Here is an 18,996-nt window from a genome sequence, read left to right as displayed (position 1 = left end):
TAGGTCTATCGCTTCGACTACGCGCGGTGTAACTGTTCTTCGGAGATGTAACGTCTGCCCGTGGATGGGCGATGGTCCGCTATAGAGCAAGCATTGCTGATGCGGGGGAACGTACCAAAATGGAGTTCTGGAAGGCGATTCTTGGTCTTCTCCGCCGACTTCGTATAGGCCCGCCACTGGTCCTTCTCTCGATCCTGGTGGGCGCCGTGGTGTACGCGGTCATTCCGGCGCACTACACGACCGATGTCTCCCTCGTCCTGGCCACGCCGGTGAACGGCGGCACCGTTCCCTCCGACAAGACCAAGCAAGGGCTCACCAACCCGTTCCTCTCCTTCAACGACGCGCTGAAGACCGGGGCCAGCATCGTCATCCTGTCCATGAACACGCAGGACGTCTGGACGCAGCTCGGCGCCCCCAAGAACGGCCCGACGGAGATCACGATCGACGACGGGCGCTCCAACCCGAACGTCCTGGACATCAACGGGCCCTACATCTACATCAGGGTCGACAGCGAGTCCCCGCAGAAGGCCACGGCCGTGCTCATGGCGGCCCGTGAGCGCGTGGCGACCGAGCTGTTCAAGTGGCAGAAGGCGCTCGGCGCGCCGGCCAACACCTTCATCACCTCCACCGACATCGTGCCGCCGTCCACGCCCGAGTCCGACCACAGCGTGAACTGGCAGGGGGCGATCGGCGGCGCCGTGCTCACCCTGTTCCTGGGCCTCGGCATCGCCTACGGCGTGGTCACCAGGCGCGCACCCAAGCAGCAGAGGCTGCCGGAGCCCCCGGCAGCCGTGGCGGTCCCGCTGGTCGCTCCCGTGGCGGCCCCGGCCCCGATCCCGGCCCCGGAGCCGATGCCCGTGGCGCAGCCGGTGGAAGCTCCGGAGCCGGTGCCCATGGACCTCGACGAGGACAGCTCCGCCACCATGGAGTTCCCCGTCTACCGGGGGGAGCCCCTCTCGCCTGTGCCCTGGCCCGGGAAGGCGAGCCAGGACAACGGCGAGGGATGAGGCCCGCGCATGGACTTCTGGGCGACGGCGAGCATCCTGTTCAAGCGCTGGTACGTGACGATCCCGGCCTTCCTGCTCACGATCGTGGGAGCCGTCGGCGTCTTCGCCGTGGCGCCCAAGACCTTCATCTCCAGCTCGGCGCTGGTTCTGACCCTGCCGGTCACCGGCGGCAGCGTGCCGAGCGACCCCAAGTTCCCCAACCCGCGCACCAACCCCCTGGTCTCCTTCGACCAGGGGCTGAGCATGACCTCGTCGATCCTCATCCAGGCGCTGAACACCCCTCAGGCGGTCGCCAAGGTCGGCGCGCCGATCGGCGGCGACGTCACACTCAAGATCACCAGCGGGGGAACGAACCCCGAGATGATGCCGGCGACCCCCTTCATCGTCATCACCTGCGAGGCGCCGAGCGCTGAGCAGGCCCACGGCATCGTCGTGAAGGTCACCGAGCTGGCCCAGCAGGAGCTGCGCGCCCGGCAGCAGCAGGTCAACGCGCCGCCCACCACGTACGTGAGCGCCACCGTCGTGGTGCCGCCCACCCAGCCCGACGAGAAGAAGGGCAGCCGGATGCGCAGCGCGGTGGTCACCGGGGCGCTGGCGTTCTTCATGAGCCTGTTCGCCGCCTTCGCGTTCGAGAGTTTCGTCCGCCATCGCCGGGCCCGCCGCCCGATCCCGCCCGAGCTCGGACTGTACGAGCCCGTCGCGAGCAACGGAGCCCGGTCACTGGCTGGACGCGAAGGATGACCACGGCCACCCTGCCGCAGCGGCCGCTCCGCCGCGCCGACGGCGCCACGCTGGTCTGCGTCTTCGTCGTGGTCCTGCTCATGCTGCCGGCCCGCCTGGCGGTGGCCGGGCTCCCGCTGTCGCTCACGCCCGCCGAGATCATGGCACTGGCGCTGGGCGTGGTGTGGGTGTGCGCGCAGATGGTCACCACGACGGGCGTGGCCAAGGGCGGCAACCCGGTCCGCACCGCGATCTTCGTGTACGGCATGCTCCTGCTGGCGATCTACGGGTACACGACCTACCGGTACCTGCCGTCCGACGAGCTCAACCTCTCCGACCACACGTTCGTGCTCTACGCGGGCTACGTGAGCGTGCTCCTGGTGATGTGCGACGGCATCGGCAGCCGCGAACGCCTCGACTTCGTGCTCAAGGCGGTCGTGATCGGCGGCGCGTTCTCGGCGATCGTCGCCCTGCTGCAGTTCAGGCTCGACCTCGACGTCACCCAGTACATGCAGATCCCCGGGCTCCGCCACTCCTCCGTCGAGGAGGTGCCCACCGTGATCTCCCGTTCGGACCTGCGCCGCGTCGCCGGCACGCTCGGGCACCCGATCGAGTTCGGGGCGGTGTCGGCGATGCTGCTGCCGCTGGCCGCGCACCTCGGCTTCCAGGCCCGCAGCCGCGGCGAGGCCGCGACCCGCTGGTGGATCTGCGCCGTCATCATCGCGGCCGGCCTGATGTTCTCGGTCTCCAGGACCGCCGTGCTCGGCCTGGCGGGGGCGGGGCTGATCCTGCTGCTCGGCTGGTCCAACCGGCGGCGGATCGTCACCATCGGCGCGTTCGTGGTGTTCCTGGGCTTCATGAAGGTCCTGGCGCCCGGCCTGATCGGCACGTTCTACAACCTGTTCGCCGGTGCCGGCGAGGACAGCAGCATCATCTACCGCACCCACGACTACCCCTTCGCGATGCGGGAGTTCGGCAAGAGCCCGTTCTTCGGTCGCGGGCTCGGCACCTGGTACCCCTTCAAGCATCAGGTGTTCGACAACCAGTACCTGCTGTCACTGGTCGAGACCGGGCTCGTCGGCGTGCTGGGGTTCGTCGGCGTGATCGGGTGCGGGATCGTGGTCGCCCTCCGGGTCCGCCGGCTGAGCACCGATCCGAACGTCCGCAACCTGGGGCTGACCATCGCCGCCTGCCTGGTGATCCCGCTGCTGGGAGCGGCCACCTTCGACCTGCTCTCCTTCCCCGGCATCACCAGCGTGATGTTCCTGCTGGTCGGCGCGGCGGGGGCGCTGCTGCGGTTCGAACGCCGGGATCAGGCGGACAGGCTGCTCCTGAGCTCCTTCCAGGAGCCCGCCGACCTGTCGCGCTCGCTGATCGCGGTGACCGGCAACGGCCAGGGCAGCGCGAGGTCGGGGTCGTCGTAGCGGACGGCCAGGTCCTCGGCGGGGTCGTGCTCCCTGTCGATGCGGTAGCAGACGTCGGCGTGCTCGGTCAGCGCCTGGTAGCCGTGCAGGATCCCCGGCGGCACGTAGAGGTGCGCGAACGACACGTCGTCGAGCCGGACCGTGACGTGCGAGCCGAACGTCGGCGAGGCCGGGCGCGCGTCCACCAGGATGTCGAGCACGGCGCCGTGCGCCGCCCGCACCAGCTTGGCCTCGCCGCGGCCCGAGCGGCCGTGCATCCCCCTGATCGTGCCCAGGCGCGAGCGCGACTGGCTGTCCTGGATGAACGTCGCGTGGTCCAGCCCGTGCTCCGCGGCGATCACGGCGTCGAAGGTCCTGGTGAAGAAGCCCCGATCGTCGTGGAAGGGTGTCGGCACGAACAGCAGCACGCCTTCGAGCTCCAGATGCTCGACTCTCATGGTGTCCCTTTCATCCGGGTAGGGTGCGTAGCCGCCTGGAGGGCCTGAGGAGGGCCGCGACCGACGCTCTGGCCGTGCGGCGGCCCGCGGCGGCCCGCATGGCCTCGCCGAGCAGGACGGCCAGATAGAAGCCCGCGGTCGCGATCTTGCCCCTGCGCCGCCGGAACAGCCGCACGCGGTTGACCGTGAGCAGCGCGGCCAGCATCGGGCTGGTCTTCGCCTCGCCGCCGATGTGCTCGACCACCGCGGCGGGCTCGTACCAGAGGGTCCAGCCCTCGTCCGCGGCCCGCAGCGCGTACTCGGTCTCCTCGCTGTAGAGCAGGAAGGACTCGTCCCACGGGCCGACCTCGGTGAGCGCCGCGACCGAGATGAGCATGGCGGCCCCGGTGGCCCAGTCCGCGGGGCCCGGCCGCTCGTAGCGTCCGGGGTCGACGATCATCTCGCCCAGCGCGCCGATGCGGCCCGCCAGGTTCCCGCCGAGCACCGCCTCGGCCAGTGCACGCCGTACGGCCGGCGTACGGCGCAGCGAGTGGTGGAGGATGCCCTCGGTGCTGAGCAGCCGGGGGACGGCGATGCCGGTGCCCGGACGGCCGAGGGCCTCGCTCAGCACGGCCAGCGAGCCGGGGCGCAGGCGGCAGTCCGGGTTCATCACGAAGATCGCGTCGAGCTCGTCGAGGTCGAGCGCCGCGATCCCGGCGTTGATCGCCGCCGCGTACCCGGCGTTCCGGCCCACCGGCACGGGACGGACGGGCAGGTCGGCGGCCTGTTCCGCGATGCCGAGCGAGCCGTCCTTGGAGGCGTTGTCGGCCACGACGACGGCGGTGAGCCGTACCCCGGCGCTGCCCACCGGCAGAGAGGCCAGGCAGCCGCCGAGGACCGGAGCGCTGTTGTAGGTCACGATCACGATCGCGACTCGGGGAGGGCCGGGCGTCACATGTCGCCATCGCGCCCCAGCAATGGAGCGTTACAGGTAACAGCTGACACGGCTGAGGCGATGAGGAGGTAGGGGCCGGGTGTCGTAGAGACGGAGACACATTTCATGCAGGATCTGCAGGCTTTCACCTTCCGCCGGGATGACCTCTTCCCGCTGGCGGACAAGTATTCCGAGCAGTTCCGTACGGCCTCGCCGTTCCGCCACGTGGTCATCGACGACTTCCTGCCGCCCGAGGTGCTGGAGCCCGTCCTCGGAGAGTTCCCCGAGCCGCGTGACGCCACCTGGGAGCGGTTCGACACCGCGCGCGAGGTGAAGCTGGCGCTGGCCGACACCGAGCGCATGGGGCCGGCCACCAGGCATCTGCTGGCGGAGTTCAACAGCGGGGTGTTCGTCGAGTTCCTGGAGCGGATGACCGGCATCACGCAGCTCGTCTCCGACCCGCACTTCGAGGGCGGCGGCCTGCACCAGATCCGGCCGGGCGGCTTCCTCAAGGTGCACGCCGACTTCAACAAGAGCCGGAAGCTCAACCTCGACCGCCGGCTCAACGGCCTGCTCTATCTCAACAAGGACTGGGAGGAGAGCTACGGCGGGCACCTGCAGCTGTGGAACAAGGACATGTCCGAGTGCGAGGGCAAGATCCTTCCGCTCTTCAACCGGTTCGTGCTGTTTGCCACGACCGACGACGCCAACCACGGGCATCCGGACCCGCTCACCTGCCCGCCGGACCGGGCGCGGCGCTCGATGGCGCTCTACTACTACTCCAACGGCAGACCCGAGGACGAGGTCACCGACGACCACACCACGCTGTTCAAACAGCGGCCCGGCGAGGCGTGGAAGAGCAACCTGCGCCAGGTGGCCAAGCGCTGGACGCCGCCCGCGCTGGCCGATCTCGTCGGCGGCCGGAGGACCAAGGCCTAGTGAGGGCGTACGTCGTCGGCCGGTGTATCGGTGTCGGCCTGATCGTGCTGCTGAGCGGGTGCCAGAGTTCCGAGGCCCGGGAGCCGATCGCCACCCGGCCACCCACCGCGTCCGCGTCCGAGTCCGCCTCGGCCCCGCCGCTGAAGCCGCAGGAGCGGAGCTGGCCGGGGCCGGACAACACGGGGGTGCCCAAGGGCGTGCCACTGCGCGAATCCGGGTCCATCCGGGTGACCAAGAGCGGCACGGTCATCGACGGCGTCGAGGTGACCGGCTACATCACGGTCGAGGCCGACAACGTGACCATTCGCAACACGCGGGTCCGCGGCACCAAGGGCTGGTGGGGGATCCTCCAGCGCGAGGGGCGCACCGGGCTGACGGTCGAGGACAGCGAGATCTTCGGCAACGGCAAGGAACGCACCCAGTTCGGCATCCTCAACCAGGGCAAGCTGGTCACGGTGCGCCGGGTCGACATCCACACGATCTCCAACGGGATCCTGACCCAGCAGGGTGTGGTCGAGGACTCGTACGTGCACGACCCGAAGTACTACTCCGGCGACCACACCGACATGATCATGTCGACCGGGCCGCCCGCAGACGGCACCGAGCTGATCATCCGGCGCAACACCGTGATCAACACGCTCGACCAGACCGGCGCGATTGCGCTCTTCCAGGACTTCGGCGTGGTCAAGAACGTGACGGTGGAGGGCAACCTGCTGGCCGGGGGCGGTTGGTCGCTGTACGCGGGCGCCGGGGCCAAGGGCAAGTCGTCGAACATCAAGGTGATCGGCAACGTCTTCAGCCGCAGGGTGTGGCCCAAGGGAGGCTCTGCCGGGCCGGTTTCATATTGGGATAAGGACGGGCCCGGAAATACGTGGCACGGCAACACCTGGGAAAACGGCGGGGCGGTAAGTCCGGGATAGCGGGCTTTTTGTGATCATTGAGAAAGGTGAGCTTTCTGGGAATTGAGGGGTAAACGAGTCCTTTTCGGCAAAAACCCCTCTTAGTGCTTCCGGCATGGCTACTCTCTCCCCTTGGGGACTCGACGTGGCCGTGATCGGAAGGAGTCGCCAGTGTCACGACATCGGCGCAGTAAACGAAATAAAAGGCGGAACGGGTGGTTACCCCTGGCCGGTGTCTCCGCCGTGGCGGTGCTGGCCGGCGGGTACGGCATCATCGCCTCTGACGTGCTGAAGCCTCAGGCGGCCCTGACGGACGCGGGCGGGGCGAAGGCCGCGGTCTCGCCGCAGGCCGCCGCCGGGCAGAAGTCCCGGCCGCGCCCCACCACCGACAACCCTCGGCCGCGGAAGGAGCGGACCAGGGGGCCGTGGTGGTGGCCCAAGCGGCCCACCAAGAAACCGACCTCGCGGCCCAGGCCGACCGGGACGCCCGTCAAGACGCCGACCCTGATCTCCTCGCCGACGCCGACACCGACCAGGACGTCCGGCGCGACTCCGACTCCCACGCGTGAGACGCCCGCCACTCCCACGAGGACGCCCGAGAGCCCTACACCGACGCCGACACCGACTTCGACACCGACGGGGACGCCTGAGAGTCCCACGCCGACCCCGACGCGGACACCGGCCCCGACGCGGACGCCGACGCGGACGCCGACCCCGACGCGGACGCCGACTCCCACGCGGACGCCGACTCCCACGCGGACGCCGACTCCGACGCGGACACCGACTCCCACGGTGACGCCGACGGGGACGCCCACCACTCCGTCCGCGACCCCCACGGTGACGCCCACGAGGACGCTGCCCGGGACCCCCACGGCGACTCCCACGAAGACGCCGACGACCACCGCCCCGCCGCCGAGCGGCGGCTGGCCCGGCCCCGGGAACACCGGCGTTCCCGCCGGCACCGAGCTGGTCCGCAAGACCGGCTCGATCGTCATCAAGGAAGACGGCAAGGTCATCGACGGCTGGGACATCACCGGCGACATCACGGTCGAGGCCGACAACGTGACCATCCGCAACACCCGGGTGCGCGGGCAGGACGACTACTGGGGCATTCTCCAGCGCGAGGGCTTCTCGGGTCTCAAGGTCGAGGACAGCGAGATCTTCGGCAACGGCAAGAACCGCACCCAGTTCGGCATCCTCAACCAGGGCAAGATGATCACGATCCGCCGCGTGGACATCCACACGATCTCCAACGGCATCCTCACCGACCAGGGGCTGGTCGAGGACTCGTACGTGCACGACCCGAAGTACTACTCCGGCGACCACACAGACATGATCATGTCGACCGGCACCGCCGCCGCGGGCACCGAGCTGATCATCCGGCGCAACACGGTGATCAACACGCTCGACCAGACCGGCGCGATCGCGCTCTTCCAGGACTTCGGAGTGACCCGCAACGTCACCGTGCAGGGCAACCTGCTGGCCGGGGGCGGCTGGTCGCTCTACGCGGGCGCCGGCAGGAAGGGCCTGTCCTCGAACATCAAGGTGATCGACAATGTCTTCAGCCGCAGGGTGTGGCCCAAGGGAGGATCCGCCGGCCCGGTGTCGTACTGGGACTCCAACGGGCCGGGCAACGTCTGGAAGGGCAACACCTGGGAGAGCGGCGGAGCGAGCGTGCCGGCCTCGGACTAGCTGCGGATCGCGATGACCGACTTCACCAGCCCGGCCAGCCGTTCGAAACGGATCTGGGACTTGGGGAAGTAGTGCCGCATCTCGGTCACGCTGAGCAGCTCGACCTCCATGGCGATCATCCGGGCGGCGTCGCGGTCGGAGGTCGGGGTGTGGACGAGTGGCCAGCGGCGCAGGATCGTCGTCCGCGCGGCGAGCGGCAGGAACTGGAACCCGGGGAACAGGAAGTGCGGCTCGACCGGGAAATAGCGGTAGGGCGTCTGCACCCAGTGCCGCTCGGCCATCTCGTGCACGGTGTCGGCGAACCGCTGCCGGCGCTGGTGCCCGCCGACGTGCTCGATCACCGCGTTGGAGAACACCAGGTCGTACCGCGTGCCGCGGATCGCGGCCGGCAGGTCGCAGGCGTCGGCGACGTCGGCGCGCAGCCATGACGGCAGGTCGGCGGGCGGCTGCTCCAGGTTGACGATGTGGACGTGTGCCGGCTTGACCGGCGCGCGCATCCAGGCCCCGGCCGTGCCGCCGAGGTCGAGCACGTTCATCTGGTCGAGGTCAGGGAACCGGTCGGCGAACCACTGCCACCTCCGCGCCCGTGCCTTGGCCCCCAGCGAATCCGGAGCGTCCACGAAACGGCTGCGCAGGGCATTCAGACGGCTCATAAAGGCGCTCCTCCGGCCAGGATAAGTCCCCTCTATGCTCCCAGAATTATGCGGGCGCGGCTAAGCCTGTGATTCTTTGTGACATTCTTGCGACGCGTACCAATCGACTGTCCGGCGCAACCCTTCGTCCAATTCCGTGACAGGACGCCAGCCCAGCCGATCCGCGGCGGGCGCGATGTCGCCGACCTGCGTAATATCGTGCGGGCGATCGGGGGCCGCGCCGAATTCGGGCTTCGTGCCCGCGCCGGTGATCCGATAAAGCCGCTCGACGACCTCATGGGCCGGGGTCTTGACGCCGGTCCCGATATCCAGAGTGTGTCCGACGGCCTTGTCCGATTCGCCCGCCAGAACGTAGGCGTCGACGACGTCGTCGACATAGATCCAGTCGGCGAGCTTGGCGGCACTGGTGAGCCGGGGGTGCTGGCCGCGCAGGAGGCAGAGCGTCACGTAGGGCACGAGCTTGGTGGTGTCGGGCTGGGCCGGCCCGTAGACCATGCTGGGGCGCAGGACGGTGACGGGCAGCCCCCAGAGCCGGTGGTAGAGCTGCGCGTAGCCGGTGGCGGCCCATTTGGACATCGCGTACGCCGACGACGGCGACGCGTGGTCGTTGCCGGGGCGCGGCTCCTCGATGGAGCCGGTGAAGACGGTTCTGACGCCGCTTTCGTGCGCGGCGGCCAGCACGTTGACCCCGCCGATGACGTTGTTCTCCAGGGTCGCGCGGACGACCTCGTCACCTCTCGAACCGGTGACCTCGCCGGCGAGGTGGAACAGGTGGGTCGGTCGTACCGACCGGAACAGGCGCGTCGTCGCGTCGGCGTCGCTCAGGCTCGCCACGTGCCAGGTCTCGCCGTGGCGAGCCTGCTGGGGGCGGCGGCTGACGGCGTGCACCTGGGCGCCGAGCGCTCGTAAGCGCGTCACCAGATGCGCACCGATGAATCCGGCCGCCCCGGTCACCAGCACCACGGTTTCCGGCCAATACGACATCGTGGATTGACCTCCGTGTTGAATGGCTCACTTGGCCCTCGCCGGTCACGCAAGCTACCGCTCTCGGGCCTGAACGTTCGCCGCTCTGTGTTGAATTGTCGCGCTCACTTGGCCCTCGCTGGTCACGCAAGCTACCGCTCTCGGGCCTGAGCGTTCGCCGCTCTGTGGAAGATGGAGCCGTTCGGGCCGACGGCTCCATCTAATCAGCCGATGCGCCAGGTGTCTCCACCCATGAGCAGGTCGCTCAGGTCGCCGGGGCCCTTCTGCGCCACGGCCTCCTCCAACTGCTCGGCCATCAGCACGTCGTACGCCGGCCGGCCGATCTGCCGGAAGATGCCGATCGGCACGTGCTCGAACGCCGGCTCGTCCAGCCTGCTGAGCGCGAAGGCCACCGACGGGTCGGGGGCGTGCGCGTCGTGCACGAGGATCTGGTCCTCGCTCACGCTGTCACGCGCCACCACCTCGATGCCCCCGTTGGCCGCCCGCACGACGGCCTTGGAGGCGCTCACGATCGGCTGCCCGTGCTCCAGGCGCAGCGTGATGTCGTCGCGGATGCCCGGGTCCTTGAGCTGCTCGAAGGCGTTGTCGTTGAAGATGTTGCAGTTCTGGTAGATCTCCACCAGCGACGTGCCGCGGTGCGCGGTGGCCTCGCGCAGCACCGACTGCAGGTGCTTGCGGTCGGAGTCGATGGTGCGGGCCACGAACGACGCCTCGGCGCCGAGAGCCAGCGAGATCGGGTTGAACGGCTTGTCCAGCGAGCCCATCGGCGTCGACTTGGTGATCTTGCCGACCTCGGAGGTGGGCGAGTACTGGCCCTTGGTCAGCCCGTAGATCCGGTTGTTGAACAGCAGGATGTTCAGGTTGACGTTGCGGCGCAGCGCGTGGATCAGGTGGTTGCCGCCGATCGACAGCGCGTCGCCGTCACCCGTGATCACCCACACCGACAGGTCGGGCCGGGAGGCGGCCAGCCCCGTCGCGATGGCGGGCGCGCGGCCGTGGATCGAGTGGAAACCGTACGTGTTGAGGTAGTACGGGAACCGCGACGAGCAGCCGATGCCCGACACGAACACGATGTTCTCGCGCTTGAGCCCCAGCTCCGGCAGGAAGCTCTGCACCGCGGCCAGGATGGCGTAGTCGCCGCATCCCGGGCACCAGCGCACCTCCTGGTCGGACTTGAAGTCCTTCAGGGTCTGCTTGACGTCGGTCTTGGGGATGAGCGACAGGCCCTTCCCGTTTACGAGCTCAGTCACTGTCGATCACGTCCTGAATGACTCCGGCCAGCTCCTCGGCCTTGAACGGGAGCCCGCGCACACGGTTGTAGCTGATCACGTCGACGAGGTAGCGGGCCCGCAGCAGCAGCGCGAGCTGGCCGAGGTTGATCTCGGGCAGCAGCACCTTGTCGTAGCTCTTGAGCACCTCGCCGGTGTTGGCGGGCAGCGGGTTGAGGTGGCGCAGGTGGGCCTGGGCGACCTTGCCGCCGTTGCGCCTGATCCGGCGGACGGCCGCGGCGATCGGGCCGTACGTCGAGCCCCAGCCGATGACCAGCACCTTCGCGTCGCCGTCGGGGTCGTCGACCGCCAGCTCCGGCACGTCGATGCCGGCGATCTTCGCGGCGCGCGTGCGGACCATCAGGTCGTGGTTGTTCGGGTCGTAGGAGATGTTGCCCGTGCCGTCGGCCTTCTCGATGCCGCCGATGCGGTGCTCCAGCCCGGCGGTGCCGGGGATGGCCCACGGGCGGGCCAGCGTCTCGGTGTCGCGCTTGTACGGCAGGAACTCGCCGTCGGCGCCGTTGGGGGCGTCGGTGAACGGCTGCGAGATGTCCGGCAGGTCGGACACTTCGGGCAGGCGCCAGGGCTCCGAGCCGTTGGCCAGGTAGCCGTCCGAGAGCAGCATGACCGGGGTGCGGTACTTGACCGCGATCCGGGTGGCCTCGATGGCGGCGTCGAAGCAGTCGCTCGGCGACATCGGCGCCACGATCGGCACCGGCGACTCTCCGTTGCGGCCGAACATGGCCATCAGCAGGTCGGTCTGCTCGGTCTTGGTCGGCATGCCGGTGCTCGGGCCCGCGCGCTGCACGTCCACGATGATCAGCGGCAGCTCCGTGGTGACCGCCAGGCCGACGGTCTCGGCCTTCAGCGCCACACCCGGGCCGGACGTGGTGGTCACGCCGAGCGCTCCGCCGAACGCGGCCCCGAGCGCCGCGCCGACGCCCGCGATCTCGTCCTCTGCCTGGAAGGTGCGGATGCCGAACCGCTTGTGCTTGCTCAACTCGTGCAGGATGTCGCTGGCCGGGGTGATCGGGTAGGAGCCCAGGAACAGCGGCAGCTTGGACTGCACACTGGCGGCGATCAGACCGTACGCCAGGGCCTGGTTGCCCGAGATGTTGCGATAGACGCCGGGGGCGAGCTGGGCGGGCTTGACCTCGTACGAGACGGAGAAGGACTCGGTGGTCTCGCCGTAGTTCCAGCCGGCCTGGAAGGCCGCGATGTTGGCCTTGGCGATGTCGGGGTTCTTCGCGAACTTCTGCTCGAGGAACTTGACGGTGTGCTCGGTCGGCCGGTGGTAGAGCCAGCTGAGCAGGCCCAGCGCGAACATGTTCTTCGACCGCTCGGCGTCCTTTTTGGACAGGTCGAAACCTTCGAGGGCCTTGACGGTGAGCGAGGTCAGCGGCACCGCGTGCACGCGCCACTCGCTGAGCGACTCGTCCTCCAGCGGGTTGGCGTCGTAGCCGACCTTCTGCAGGTTGCGCTTGGTGAACTCGTCGATGTTCGCGATGATGTCCGCGCCTCTGGGCAGGTCGCCCAGGTTGGCCTTGAGAGCCGCCGGGTTCATGGCCACGAGCACGTTCGGCGCGTCGCCGGGCGTGAGGATGTCGTGGTCGGCGAAGTGGAGCTGGAAGCTCGACACACCCGGCAAGGTGCCTGCGGGCGCGCGGATCTCGGCAGGGAAGTTGGGGAGCGTCGACAGGTCGTTGCCGAACTCCGCCGTGCCCGCGGTGAAGCGGTCGCCGGTGAGCTGCATGCCGTCGCCGGAGTCGCCGGCGAATCTGATGATCACGCGGTCGAGCTGCTGGACCTGCTTGTTCACAGCGCCTCCCTCTTCAGTGCTGTGAACGAAACTCGACTGTGCTCATTGGTGCCCTCGCTGCGCTGGGTCACGGCTCAGTCCTCCTCGACGCCCGAGGCGCGTTCGCCGCGGGCGCGTTCTCTGTATCCATGCTAGATCCTCGGAAGGTCGCGCGTTTGCTTCCCGCAAAGAGCGGGTAAACGCGGTCGAATCAGGGTGAGGTGGGAGAACGACGACACAGCCCGGACGCCAGCCTGCAGAGGTCCACATGCAGGCGGGCGTAGAGAACGGTGCGGGTCACGAGCGCCAACTATACGTCCCCCCAATACGTGTCTTACGTCAGGGGTCGCTTACCCGGCAGCTCGTCCCCCGACCGGTACAGGCGTCCGGCCTGCATCCCTGCCGAGCCGTACAACTCAGGAACGGTGACGAAGCTGTAACCCTTCCCCCGCAGCCTTTTGAGGATGTCCGGAACCGCGTCGACGGCTTCCCGGTGGATGTCGTGCATGAGAATGATCGCACCTGGATGCGCCTTGCGCACGGCAAGGTCCGTGATGTCGCCCGCTTTATGCGTGAGCAGATCCTTGACGTCGACGTCGTAGTCGACCAGAGCCAGCCCCAGCCCGGCCGCGACGTCGCGCACGCTCTGGCTCGTGGCCCCGTACGGCGCCCGCGCGAGCGCCGGCCGCTGCCCGATGGCGGCCTCGACGACGTCCTCGGTACGCGCGAGAGAGTCGGTGATCCTGCTGGTGGCCTGCTTGGACAGGTCCTTGTGGTCCCAGGTGTGGTTCCCGACGAGGTGCCCTTCCGCGCTCATCCTCTTGACCAGCTCGGGCTGGGCGGCGGCGTTGGAGCCGACCACGAAGAACGTCGCCCTGGCCCGGTCTTTCCGCAGGATGTCCAGCAATCTGGCGGTGAAGGGCCCGGGGCCGTCGTCGAACGTCAGCGCCACGCACTTGGCCTTGGCGCAGTCCACGGTCCCCGCCTGGTTGCTGGCGGCCTGCGGGCTCTCCGCCGTTTCGGACTGCCGGATCGGCGCCCTCTCGGCCGCCGCGTGCACATTGTCCTGCGCCCGCCTGGCCGCCTCCCGTATGTCGTCCTGCGCCCGCTGCCCGAACTCGGACAGCAGCGGGCGTACCCGCTCCGCCGGGATCGCCACGGCCAGTCGCCCCAGCGAGCACGGCCCGATCTGGCAGTCGTCGAACTCGACCACCAGGTCCCCGCTCCGGTTGAACGCCATCGAGTCGAACCGGTCGCCGCGGGCGCTGACCTCTTCCCGCGCCACCTGCGCGCCGCGTCCCTTGAGCTGCTCGCGTACCAGCTGGGTGAGCTGCCGCAGGGCGTGCTCGCCGTCGAGCAGCCCGGCCGACTCCGTGACCTTTCCCGCGCGCCGGTCGAACCAGTACGTGCGCGTGGAGTAGCTCCAGCCCGCGCCCTGGAACTCGCCGGTACGCAGCCGTACCGCGAATGCCTGGGGGGAGGCGGCGGCGAGCTGCCAGTCCACGTTCAGCTCGGGCTTCGGGTAGGCGGAGCGGCCTTTGGTCCGCCCGCGGAAGTCCCGCAACTGCCGCTCGGCCTGGGCGTGCAGGGCGCGGTTGAGCGCGGGGGCGGACTGGAACTCGGGGTAGTCGATGTGCACAAATCGGTTGCCGGCGTAGTGGTCCTCGGTGAGCGTCCTGGTGGACAGTCCGGCAACGGCCGCCGGGTCGACAAAGTCGATCATCGTCGGCTCTGCCGGGACCACGACGTCCCTCTCGGGGGAGGCGGCCGCCAGACCACAAGCGGCCGCCGAGAGGGCCAGCAGAGCGATTCCGGAGAAGAATCGCGTTTTGTGCATGGATGTCAGGGTATGGGGCTGATCTTGCTGTTTACCCTGTTTTGACGTGATCACTCCCTAGCCTTTGACTGCGGTGGGTACGTTCCCTGTGATCGTGGGTGATTTGTGGGCTTCGATCAGATTCGTAGATGGGCATCCCGGGTTACGATCTCCCTCATGGAGGGCTATTTCGAGTCCTACGTACTCGTCGCCGCGCTGCTCGCCATAGGCGTGGCCATCGTGGCGGGCGCTTTGATGGCCAACCGCCTCCTCCGCCCGACCCGCCCGACCCCGGAGAAGCTGACCACGTACGAGTGCGGGGTCGACCCGGTCGGGGAGGGGTGGGCGCAGTCACAGGTCCGCTATTACGTCTTCACGTACCTGTACGTGGTGTTCGCGGTGGACGCCGTCTTCCTCTTCCCCTGGGCCACGGTCTTCGACGCGCCCGGCTACGGGCTGACGACGCTCGTGGAGATGTTCGTCTTCCTGGGCTTCATCGCCCTCGGCATCCTGTACGCGTGGCGCAAACGCGTACTCACCTGGACCTAACCCGCCCCCTGCACGGCCAGAACCGGCAAACCATCACTCCCAGGAACCGGACCTCGGCACCGCACACCCCCCCCGATCAACACCCACCCACACCCAGCCTGCCCGCACCCCACGCCAAGCCCTCCCGCAACCCTCGCCCAGCCTGCGCGCACCCCACGCCGAGCCCTCGCGTACCGATCGCGCCACCTGAGCTCCGCACCTGGCTCAGCCCACTCCGCGCGCCGTACTCAACCCCCGGCCCGCTCGCAGGCCGTCCAACCCGCTCGCCACCCAATCCGGCGCTGCTCGCCCTTCGCGCGCCCTGCCCGATCCACACCTCACCTCGCTGGCGCAGCGCACTTGAGTCACCCGCCACCTCCCGCCCGACCCGCGCCCGCTCGCACGCCACCCGACCCGCGGCCTGTGCCATCCCCGCGCCCAGACCCACCCCCTGCTCGCCCGACCCGAGCTCTGCCCACCCGACCCGCGCCTGCGTCCGGCGGCCCGGCCCGCCCTCCGTGCCCTCCGGCCCGCACCCCCTGCCCCGACCCACGCCCGCATCCGCCCACGATTCCCAGCGCCGCCCACGATTCCCAGCGCCCGCCCACCGCTCCCGGCGCCGTCCACCGCCGCCCGTCCTCGCGCCGCTGGAGCCCGTGCCGTCCGCGCCCTTCCGTTTCCCGCCACTGCCACGCCCCTTCACCCACGCCCGGCGTGCCCATCCCGCTCACCCAGATCAGCGCCGAGGCGCGGGCCCGGACCTACGCGGCGGCCTCGGCCGCGAGCCCGTACGGCCACCGTGTGGCGCAGCACCTCAGGGAGACTCCGACGGCCCGCCACCAAGGCCAAGAAACCCCCAAACACCCCCCAAGCGAAGATTCCTTTGCCTGACCTGCGATCCGCGCAAGAATGGTCAACATGGCAGCAACAGACCTCCCGATGCCCACCGTGGGCCCGATCTCCAGGTTGGCGCCCAAGCCCATGCGCTTCGTGCTCAACTGGGGCCGGCGCTACTCGCTGTGGGTGTTCAACTTCGGGCTGGCCTGCTGCGCCATCGAGTTCATCGCGACCTCGATGAGCAGGCACGACTTCATCCGGTTCGGCGTGATCCCGTTCGCGAACGGTCCGCGCCAGGCTGACCTGATGATCGTCTCCGGCACGGTCACCGACAAGATGGCCCCAGCCGTCAAGCGGCTCTACGAGCAGATGCCCGACCCGAAGTACGTGATCTCGTTCGGCGCCTGCTCCAACTCCGGCGGCCCCTACTGGGACTCCTACTGCGTGACCAACGGCGTGGACCAGATCATCCCCGTCGACGTGTACGTGCCGGGCTGCCCGCCCCGCCCGGAGGCCCTCCTGTACGGGATCATGAAGCTTCAGGAGAAGATCGCCGACGAGAAGCTCAGCGACCGGTACGTGTGGTCCCGCTCCCACGGGGAGGACGCGTGACCGAGGGAACCCCGGACCGCCCGGACGACACCCCCCAGCCCTCGCACACCTCCAACCCCCACGATCAGCATCCGCCCGAGCAGCCAGTCGCTCGCCCACCCGCCCAGCCAACGGCCGCGGGCCAGCCAACGGCCGCGGGCCAGCCAACGGCCGCGGGCCAGCCAACGGCCGCGGGCCAGCCAACGGCCGCGGGCCAGCCAACGGCTTCCTCCCAGCCGCGGGCCGCCGCACAGCCGCCGGACACGGCCCAATCGCTGGCCGCTGTGCAGCCGCCGGATGCGGCCCACCGAGCGGACACGGCTCACGAAGCGGACACAGCCCAGCAACTGGACACCGCCCACCAAGAGGACACCGCCCACGAAGAGGACACCGCCCACGAAGAGGGGACCGCCCGCCGGGCCGCACCGGATCAGCCATCCGACGGCACTCGCCCCCCTGGCGCCTTCACCCACCTGGACACCCGGTTCGGAGCCCGAGCCGAAATCTCCGAGTCCTACGGTGACACCACGATCGACGTGGCCCCCGCCGACTGGATCGAGCTCCTGACATTCGTCCGAGACGACCTCGGCTACGCGTTCTTCGACTGGCTGACCGGCGTCGACGACCCGCCGGACGCCTTCCTCGTCGTGGCCCACGTCTACAACCTGACCACCAACGCCCGCCTGCTCCTCCGCACCCGCGTACCCCGCGAAGACCCCCACCTCGCCACCGCGGTAGGCGTCTACCGGGGCGCGAACTGGCACGAGCGCGAGACGTTCGAGATGTTCGGCGTGATCTTCGACGACCACCCCTACCTCGTGCCACTCCTCCTGCCGGACGGGTTCGAGGGCTATCCGCTCCGCAAGGATTTCATCCTCGCCGCCCGCGTGGCCAAGCCGTGGCCCGGCGCCAAGGAGCCCGGCGAGTCGGGGCACGGCGCTCCGAGCCGCCGCAAGACGCTTCCGCCAGGAGTTCCAGCCGACTGGGGGCCGCCCGATGCTTGAAGTGGTGCTGAGCTTCGCCGTCATCCTCATCGTGTTCCTGGTTCTGCCGTTGATCGTCGGGCAGACCGAGCACAAGGTCATGGCTCACATGCAGTCGCGGCTGGGCCCCATGTACGCGGGAGGTTTCCACGGCTGGGCGCAGCTCATCGCCGACGGGGTGAAGTTCGCGCAGAAGGAGGACGTCATCCCGGCCGCGGCCGACCGCCGCATCTTCATGATCGCCCCAGGCGTGGCGCTCGTCCCGTACCTCGTCGTGCTGATCGCCATCCCCATCGACCGGGGCCGCGTGGGCGTGAACCTCGACCTCGGCCTCTTCTTCGTCCTGGCCGTCATGGGCGTCGGCGTCCTCGGCTCGATCATGGCCGGGTGGGCCTCGGCCAACAAATATTCGGTGCTAGGCGGCATGCGTTCGGCCGCCCAGCTCATGTCGTACGAACTGCCGCTGGTCCTGGCGGCCTCCTCCGTCGCCATGGCCGCGGGCACGCTGTCGATCCCCGGCATCGTCGAGGCGTGGCAGTGGTGGTGGCTGCCATGGCAGGCCGTCGGCGGCGTCGTCTTCTTCCTGGCCGGGCTCGCCGAGCTGCGCCGCCCCCCGTTCGACATGCCGATCGCCGAGTCCGAGATCATCATGGGCCCGATGACCGAGTACACGGGCATGCGCTTCGCGCTGTTCATGCTCTCCGAGTACGTCGGGATCGTGGTCCTGTCGTTCCTGACCACCGTCCTGTTCCTGGGCGGCTGGCACGGCCCGTTCCTCCCCGGCTGGCTGTGGACGCTGATCAAGGTGTTCGCGCTGTCGTTCGTGGTGATCTGGTTGCGCGTCACGTTCCCCCGGCTGCGCGAGGACCAGCTCCAAAAGCTCGCCTGGGCGATCCTGGTCCCCCTGGCCCTGGGGCAACTGGCTCTGACCGGCATCATCAGGGTTCTCATCTAGAGCAGAAACTTTAGGTTCGCTTTATTCGTCGTACCGGGCAGGGGCCCTTGGGGGTATGACTGTGAACCATCTTGTCCCGATCTCGGGCGCGACAAAGGGCGAACTCCGCCCGGAAACCGTCCTGGCATTCCAGCACCGAACCTTGGTCGTCACCGACAACGCTTCAGGCCATTCCGTACGCGTGACACCCGCGAGCCTGTACCACTACAACTGCCGGCAGGCCACCGCCAAAACCGGCAGCCACCAACCCGTGCAAGGCGTGGCGGCCCTGGACGCGGACGGCCTGGTCCTGCTCGACCTGCCGGGCGAGTGGCGCAAGCCAGACCTGGACCTCTTCACCCAGAGGGCGGGTGTCCCGTTGCTGGACGCCCGCTCCCACCCTCCGGACGGCGTACGCACGGTCCTGGCAAGCCGCGCACCCGGCTGGCAACGCCTCCGCGGCCTCCGACTGGGCTTCCCCTCGTAACGTGGAGACCGAACCAAGAGAGGTTTGGTCGTGGCAGGAACCACGAGACGCCGTTTTGATCCGGAGTTCCGAGCCGGGGCGGTGCG

Annotated in this window: 20 protein-coding genes; 11 read left to right on the top strand and 9 right to left on the bottom strand. The window is 69.0% G+C overall.

The window, feature by feature from the left end:
* The first annotated feature begins 119 nt into the window (after window positions 1–119).
* From ACIBQ1_RS44560 to ACIBQ1_RS44550, 3 genes are read left to right on the top strand one after another with little or no spacing between them, the layout of a single operon-like run.
* Window positions 120–1,007 (top strand): hypothetical protein, encoded by an 888-nt coding sequence (locus ACIBQ1_RS44560; protein WP_397286985.1) that lies wholly within the window; start codon window positions 120–122, stop codon window positions 1,005–1,007.
* Window positions 1,008–1,016: 9 nt separating this feature from the next.
* Entirely contained in the window at window positions 1,017–1,748 is a 732-nt protein-coding gene (locus ACIBQ1_RS44555; RefSeq protein ID WP_397286983.1) for a hypothetical protein, read from the top strand.
* On the top strand, window positions 1,745–3,151 hold the full coding sequence (locus tag ACIBQ1_RS44550) for an O-antigen ligase family protein (RefSeq protein WP_397286981.1): 1,407 nt from the start codon (window positions 1,745–1,747) through the stop codon (window positions 3,149–3,151). The genes ACIBQ1_RS44555 and ACIBQ1_RS44550 overlap by 4 nt, the downstream gene beginning before the upstream one ends.
* Here the strand turns inward: ACIBQ1_RS44550 and ACIBQ1_RS44545 are convergent.
* Window positions 3,040–3,588, bottom strand: coding sequence for a dTDP-4-dehydrorhamnose 3,5-epimerase family protein (locus ACIBQ1_RS44545; RefSeq protein WP_397286979.1), 549 nt, complete (start codon window positions 3,586–3,588; stop codon window positions 3,040–3,042). The two genes, ACIBQ1_RS44550 and ACIBQ1_RS44545, sit on opposite strands and share 112 nt — an antisense overlap.
* Window positions 3,589–3,598: 10 nt before the next feature.
* The gene (locus ACIBQ1_RS44540; RefSeq protein WP_397286977.1) at window positions 3,599–4,522 is read right to left on the bottom strand and encodes a glycosyltransferase family 2 protein; all 924 of its coding nucleotides are present in this window, start codon (window positions 4,520–4,522) and stop codon (window positions 3,599–3,601) included.
* Window positions 4,523–4,627: 105 nt separating this feature from the next.
* On the opposite strand from ACIBQ1_RS44540, the gene ACIBQ1_RS44535 reads away from it, so the two are divergent.
* Both ACIBQ1_RS44535 and ACIBQ1_RS44530 read left to right on the top strand, forming a co-directional pair.
* Window positions 4,628–5,440, top strand: coding sequence for a 2OG-Fe(II) oxygenase (locus ACIBQ1_RS44535; protein ID WP_397286975.1), 813 nt, complete (start codon window positions 4,628–4,630; stop codon window positions 5,438–5,440).
* Entirely contained in the window at window positions 5,440–6,360 is a 921-nt protein-coding gene (locus ACIBQ1_RS44530; protein ID WP_397286973.1) for a hypothetical protein, read from the top strand. Before ACIBQ1_RS44535 ends, ACIBQ1_RS44530 begins: the two co-directional genes overlap by 1 nt.
* 275 nt (window positions 6,361–6,635) lie before the next feature.
* Here the strand turns inward: ACIBQ1_RS44530 and ACIBQ1_RS44525 are convergent, their stop codons facing one another.
* Window positions 6,636–7,187 carry a hypothetical protein gene (locus tag ACIBQ1_RS44525; protein ID WP_397286971.1) on the bottom strand — a complete coding sequence of 184 codons (552 nt, stop codon included), beginning with the start codon at window positions 7,185–7,187 and terminating at the stop codon, window positions 6,636–6,638.
* On the opposite strand from ACIBQ1_RS44525, the gene ACIBQ1_RS44520 reads away from it, so the two are divergent.
* Window positions 7,177–8,031, top strand: coding sequence for a hypothetical protein (locus ACIBQ1_RS44520; RefSeq protein WP_397286970.1), 855 nt, complete (start codon window positions 7,177–7,179; stop codon window positions 8,029–8,031). The two genes, ACIBQ1_RS44525 and ACIBQ1_RS44520, sit on opposite strands and share 11 nt — an antisense overlap.
* On the opposite strand, the gene ACIBQ1_RS44515 is transcribed toward ACIBQ1_RS44520, so the two are convergent.
* From ACIBQ1_RS44515 to ACIBQ1_RS44490, 6 genes are all read right to left on the bottom strand, one after another.
* Window positions 8,028–8,684 carry a hypothetical protein gene (locus ACIBQ1_RS44515; protein ID WP_397286968.1) on the bottom strand — a complete coding sequence of 219 codons (657 nt, stop codon included), beginning with the start codon at window positions 8,682–8,684 and terminating at the stop codon, window positions 8,028–8,030. The genes ACIBQ1_RS44520 and ACIBQ1_RS44515 overlap by 4 nt on opposite strands.
* A 60-nt stretch (window positions 8,685–8,744) precedes the next feature.
* On the bottom strand, window positions 8,745–9,668 hold the full coding sequence (locus tag ACIBQ1_RS44510) for an NAD-dependent epimerase/dehydratase family protein (RefSeq protein ID WP_397286966.1): 924 nt from the start codon (window positions 9,666–9,668) through the stop codon (window positions 8,745–8,747).
* Window positions 9,669–9,871: 203 nt separating this feature from the next.
* On the bottom strand, window positions 9,872–10,918 hold the full coding sequence (locus tag ACIBQ1_RS44505; RefSeq protein ID WP_397286964.1) for a 2-oxoacid:ferredoxin oxidoreductase subunit beta: 1,047 nt from the start codon (window positions 10,916–10,918) through the stop codon (window positions 9,872–9,874).
* Window positions 10,911–12,755, bottom strand: coding sequence for a 2-oxoacid:acceptor oxidoreductase subunit alpha (locus tag ACIBQ1_RS44500; protein ID WP_397286962.1), 1,845 nt, complete (start codon window positions 12,753–12,755; stop codon window positions 10,911–10,913). The genes ACIBQ1_RS44505 and ACIBQ1_RS44500 overlap by 8 nt, the downstream gene beginning before the upstream one ends.
* A gap of 190 nt (window positions 12,756–12,945) precedes the next feature.
* Window positions 12,946–13,035, bottom strand: coding sequence for a putative leader peptide (locus ACIBQ1_RS44495; RefSeq protein ID WP_350733556.1), 90 nt, complete (start codon window positions 13,033–13,035; stop codon window positions 12,946–12,948).
* A 33-nt stretch (window positions 13,036–13,068) separates the two neighbouring features.
* Complete coding sequence (locus tag ACIBQ1_RS44490) at window positions 13,069–14,571, bottom strand: polysaccharide deacetylase family protein (RefSeq protein WP_397286960.1); 1,503 nt, start codon at window positions 14,569–14,571, stop codon at window positions 13,069–13,071.
* 156 nt (window positions 14,572–14,727) lie between these two features.
* Between ACIBQ1_RS44490 and ACIBQ1_RS44485 the strand changes: the two genes are divergently transcribed.
* The 5 genes from ACIBQ1_RS44485 to ACIBQ1_RS44465 all read left to right on the top strand — a co-directional run bounded on the left by ACIBQ1_RS44485 (window position 14,728) and on the right by ACIBQ1_RS44465 (window position 18,910).
* The gene (locus ACIBQ1_RS44485) at window positions 14,728–15,099 is read left to right on the top strand and encodes an NADH-quinone oxidoreductase subunit A (protein ID WP_397286958.1); all 372 of its coding nucleotides are present in this window, start codon (window positions 14,728–14,730) and stop codon (window positions 15,097–15,099) included.
* Between the two features lie 918 nt (window positions 15,100–16,017).
* Window positions 16,018–16,527, top strand: a complete 510-nt coding sequence (locus tag ACIBQ1_RS44480; RefSeq protein ID WP_318787639.1) for an NADH-quinone oxidoreductase subunit B family protein — start codon at window positions 16,018–16,020, stop codon at window positions 16,525–16,527.
* 515 nt (window positions 16,528–17,042) lie between these two features.
* On the top strand, window positions 17,043–17,510 hold the full coding sequence (locus ACIBQ1_RS44475; protein ID WP_397286956.1) for an NADH-quinone oxidoreductase subunit C: 468 nt from the start codon (window positions 17,043–17,045) through the stop codon (window positions 17,508–17,510).
* A complete protein-coding gene (locus ACIBQ1_RS44470; protein WP_397286954.1) occupies window positions 17,503–18,444 on the top strand; it encodes an NADH-quinone oxidoreductase subunit H in 942 nt (313 codons plus the stop codon). The genes ACIBQ1_RS44475 and ACIBQ1_RS44470 overlap by 8 nt, the downstream gene beginning before the upstream one ends.
* Window positions 18,445–18,625: 181 nt before the next feature.
* Window positions 18,626–18,910, top strand: a complete 285-nt coding sequence (locus tag ACIBQ1_RS44465; protein WP_397286952.1) for a hypothetical protein — start codon at window positions 18,626–18,628, stop codon at window positions 18,908–18,910.
* The last annotated feature ends 86 nt before the right edge of the window (window positions 18,911–18,996 follow it).

The sequence above is a fragment of the Nonomuraea sp. NPDC050153 genome, from assembly GCF_044460125.1.
In the GTDB taxonomy this organism is placed as follows: Bacteria; Actinomycetota; Actinomycetes; order Streptosporangiales; family Streptosporangiaceae; genus Nonomuraea.
The sequence above is the reverse complement of the archived record's forward strand: the minus strand, read 5'-3'. Positions and strand labels throughout refer to the sequence as shown.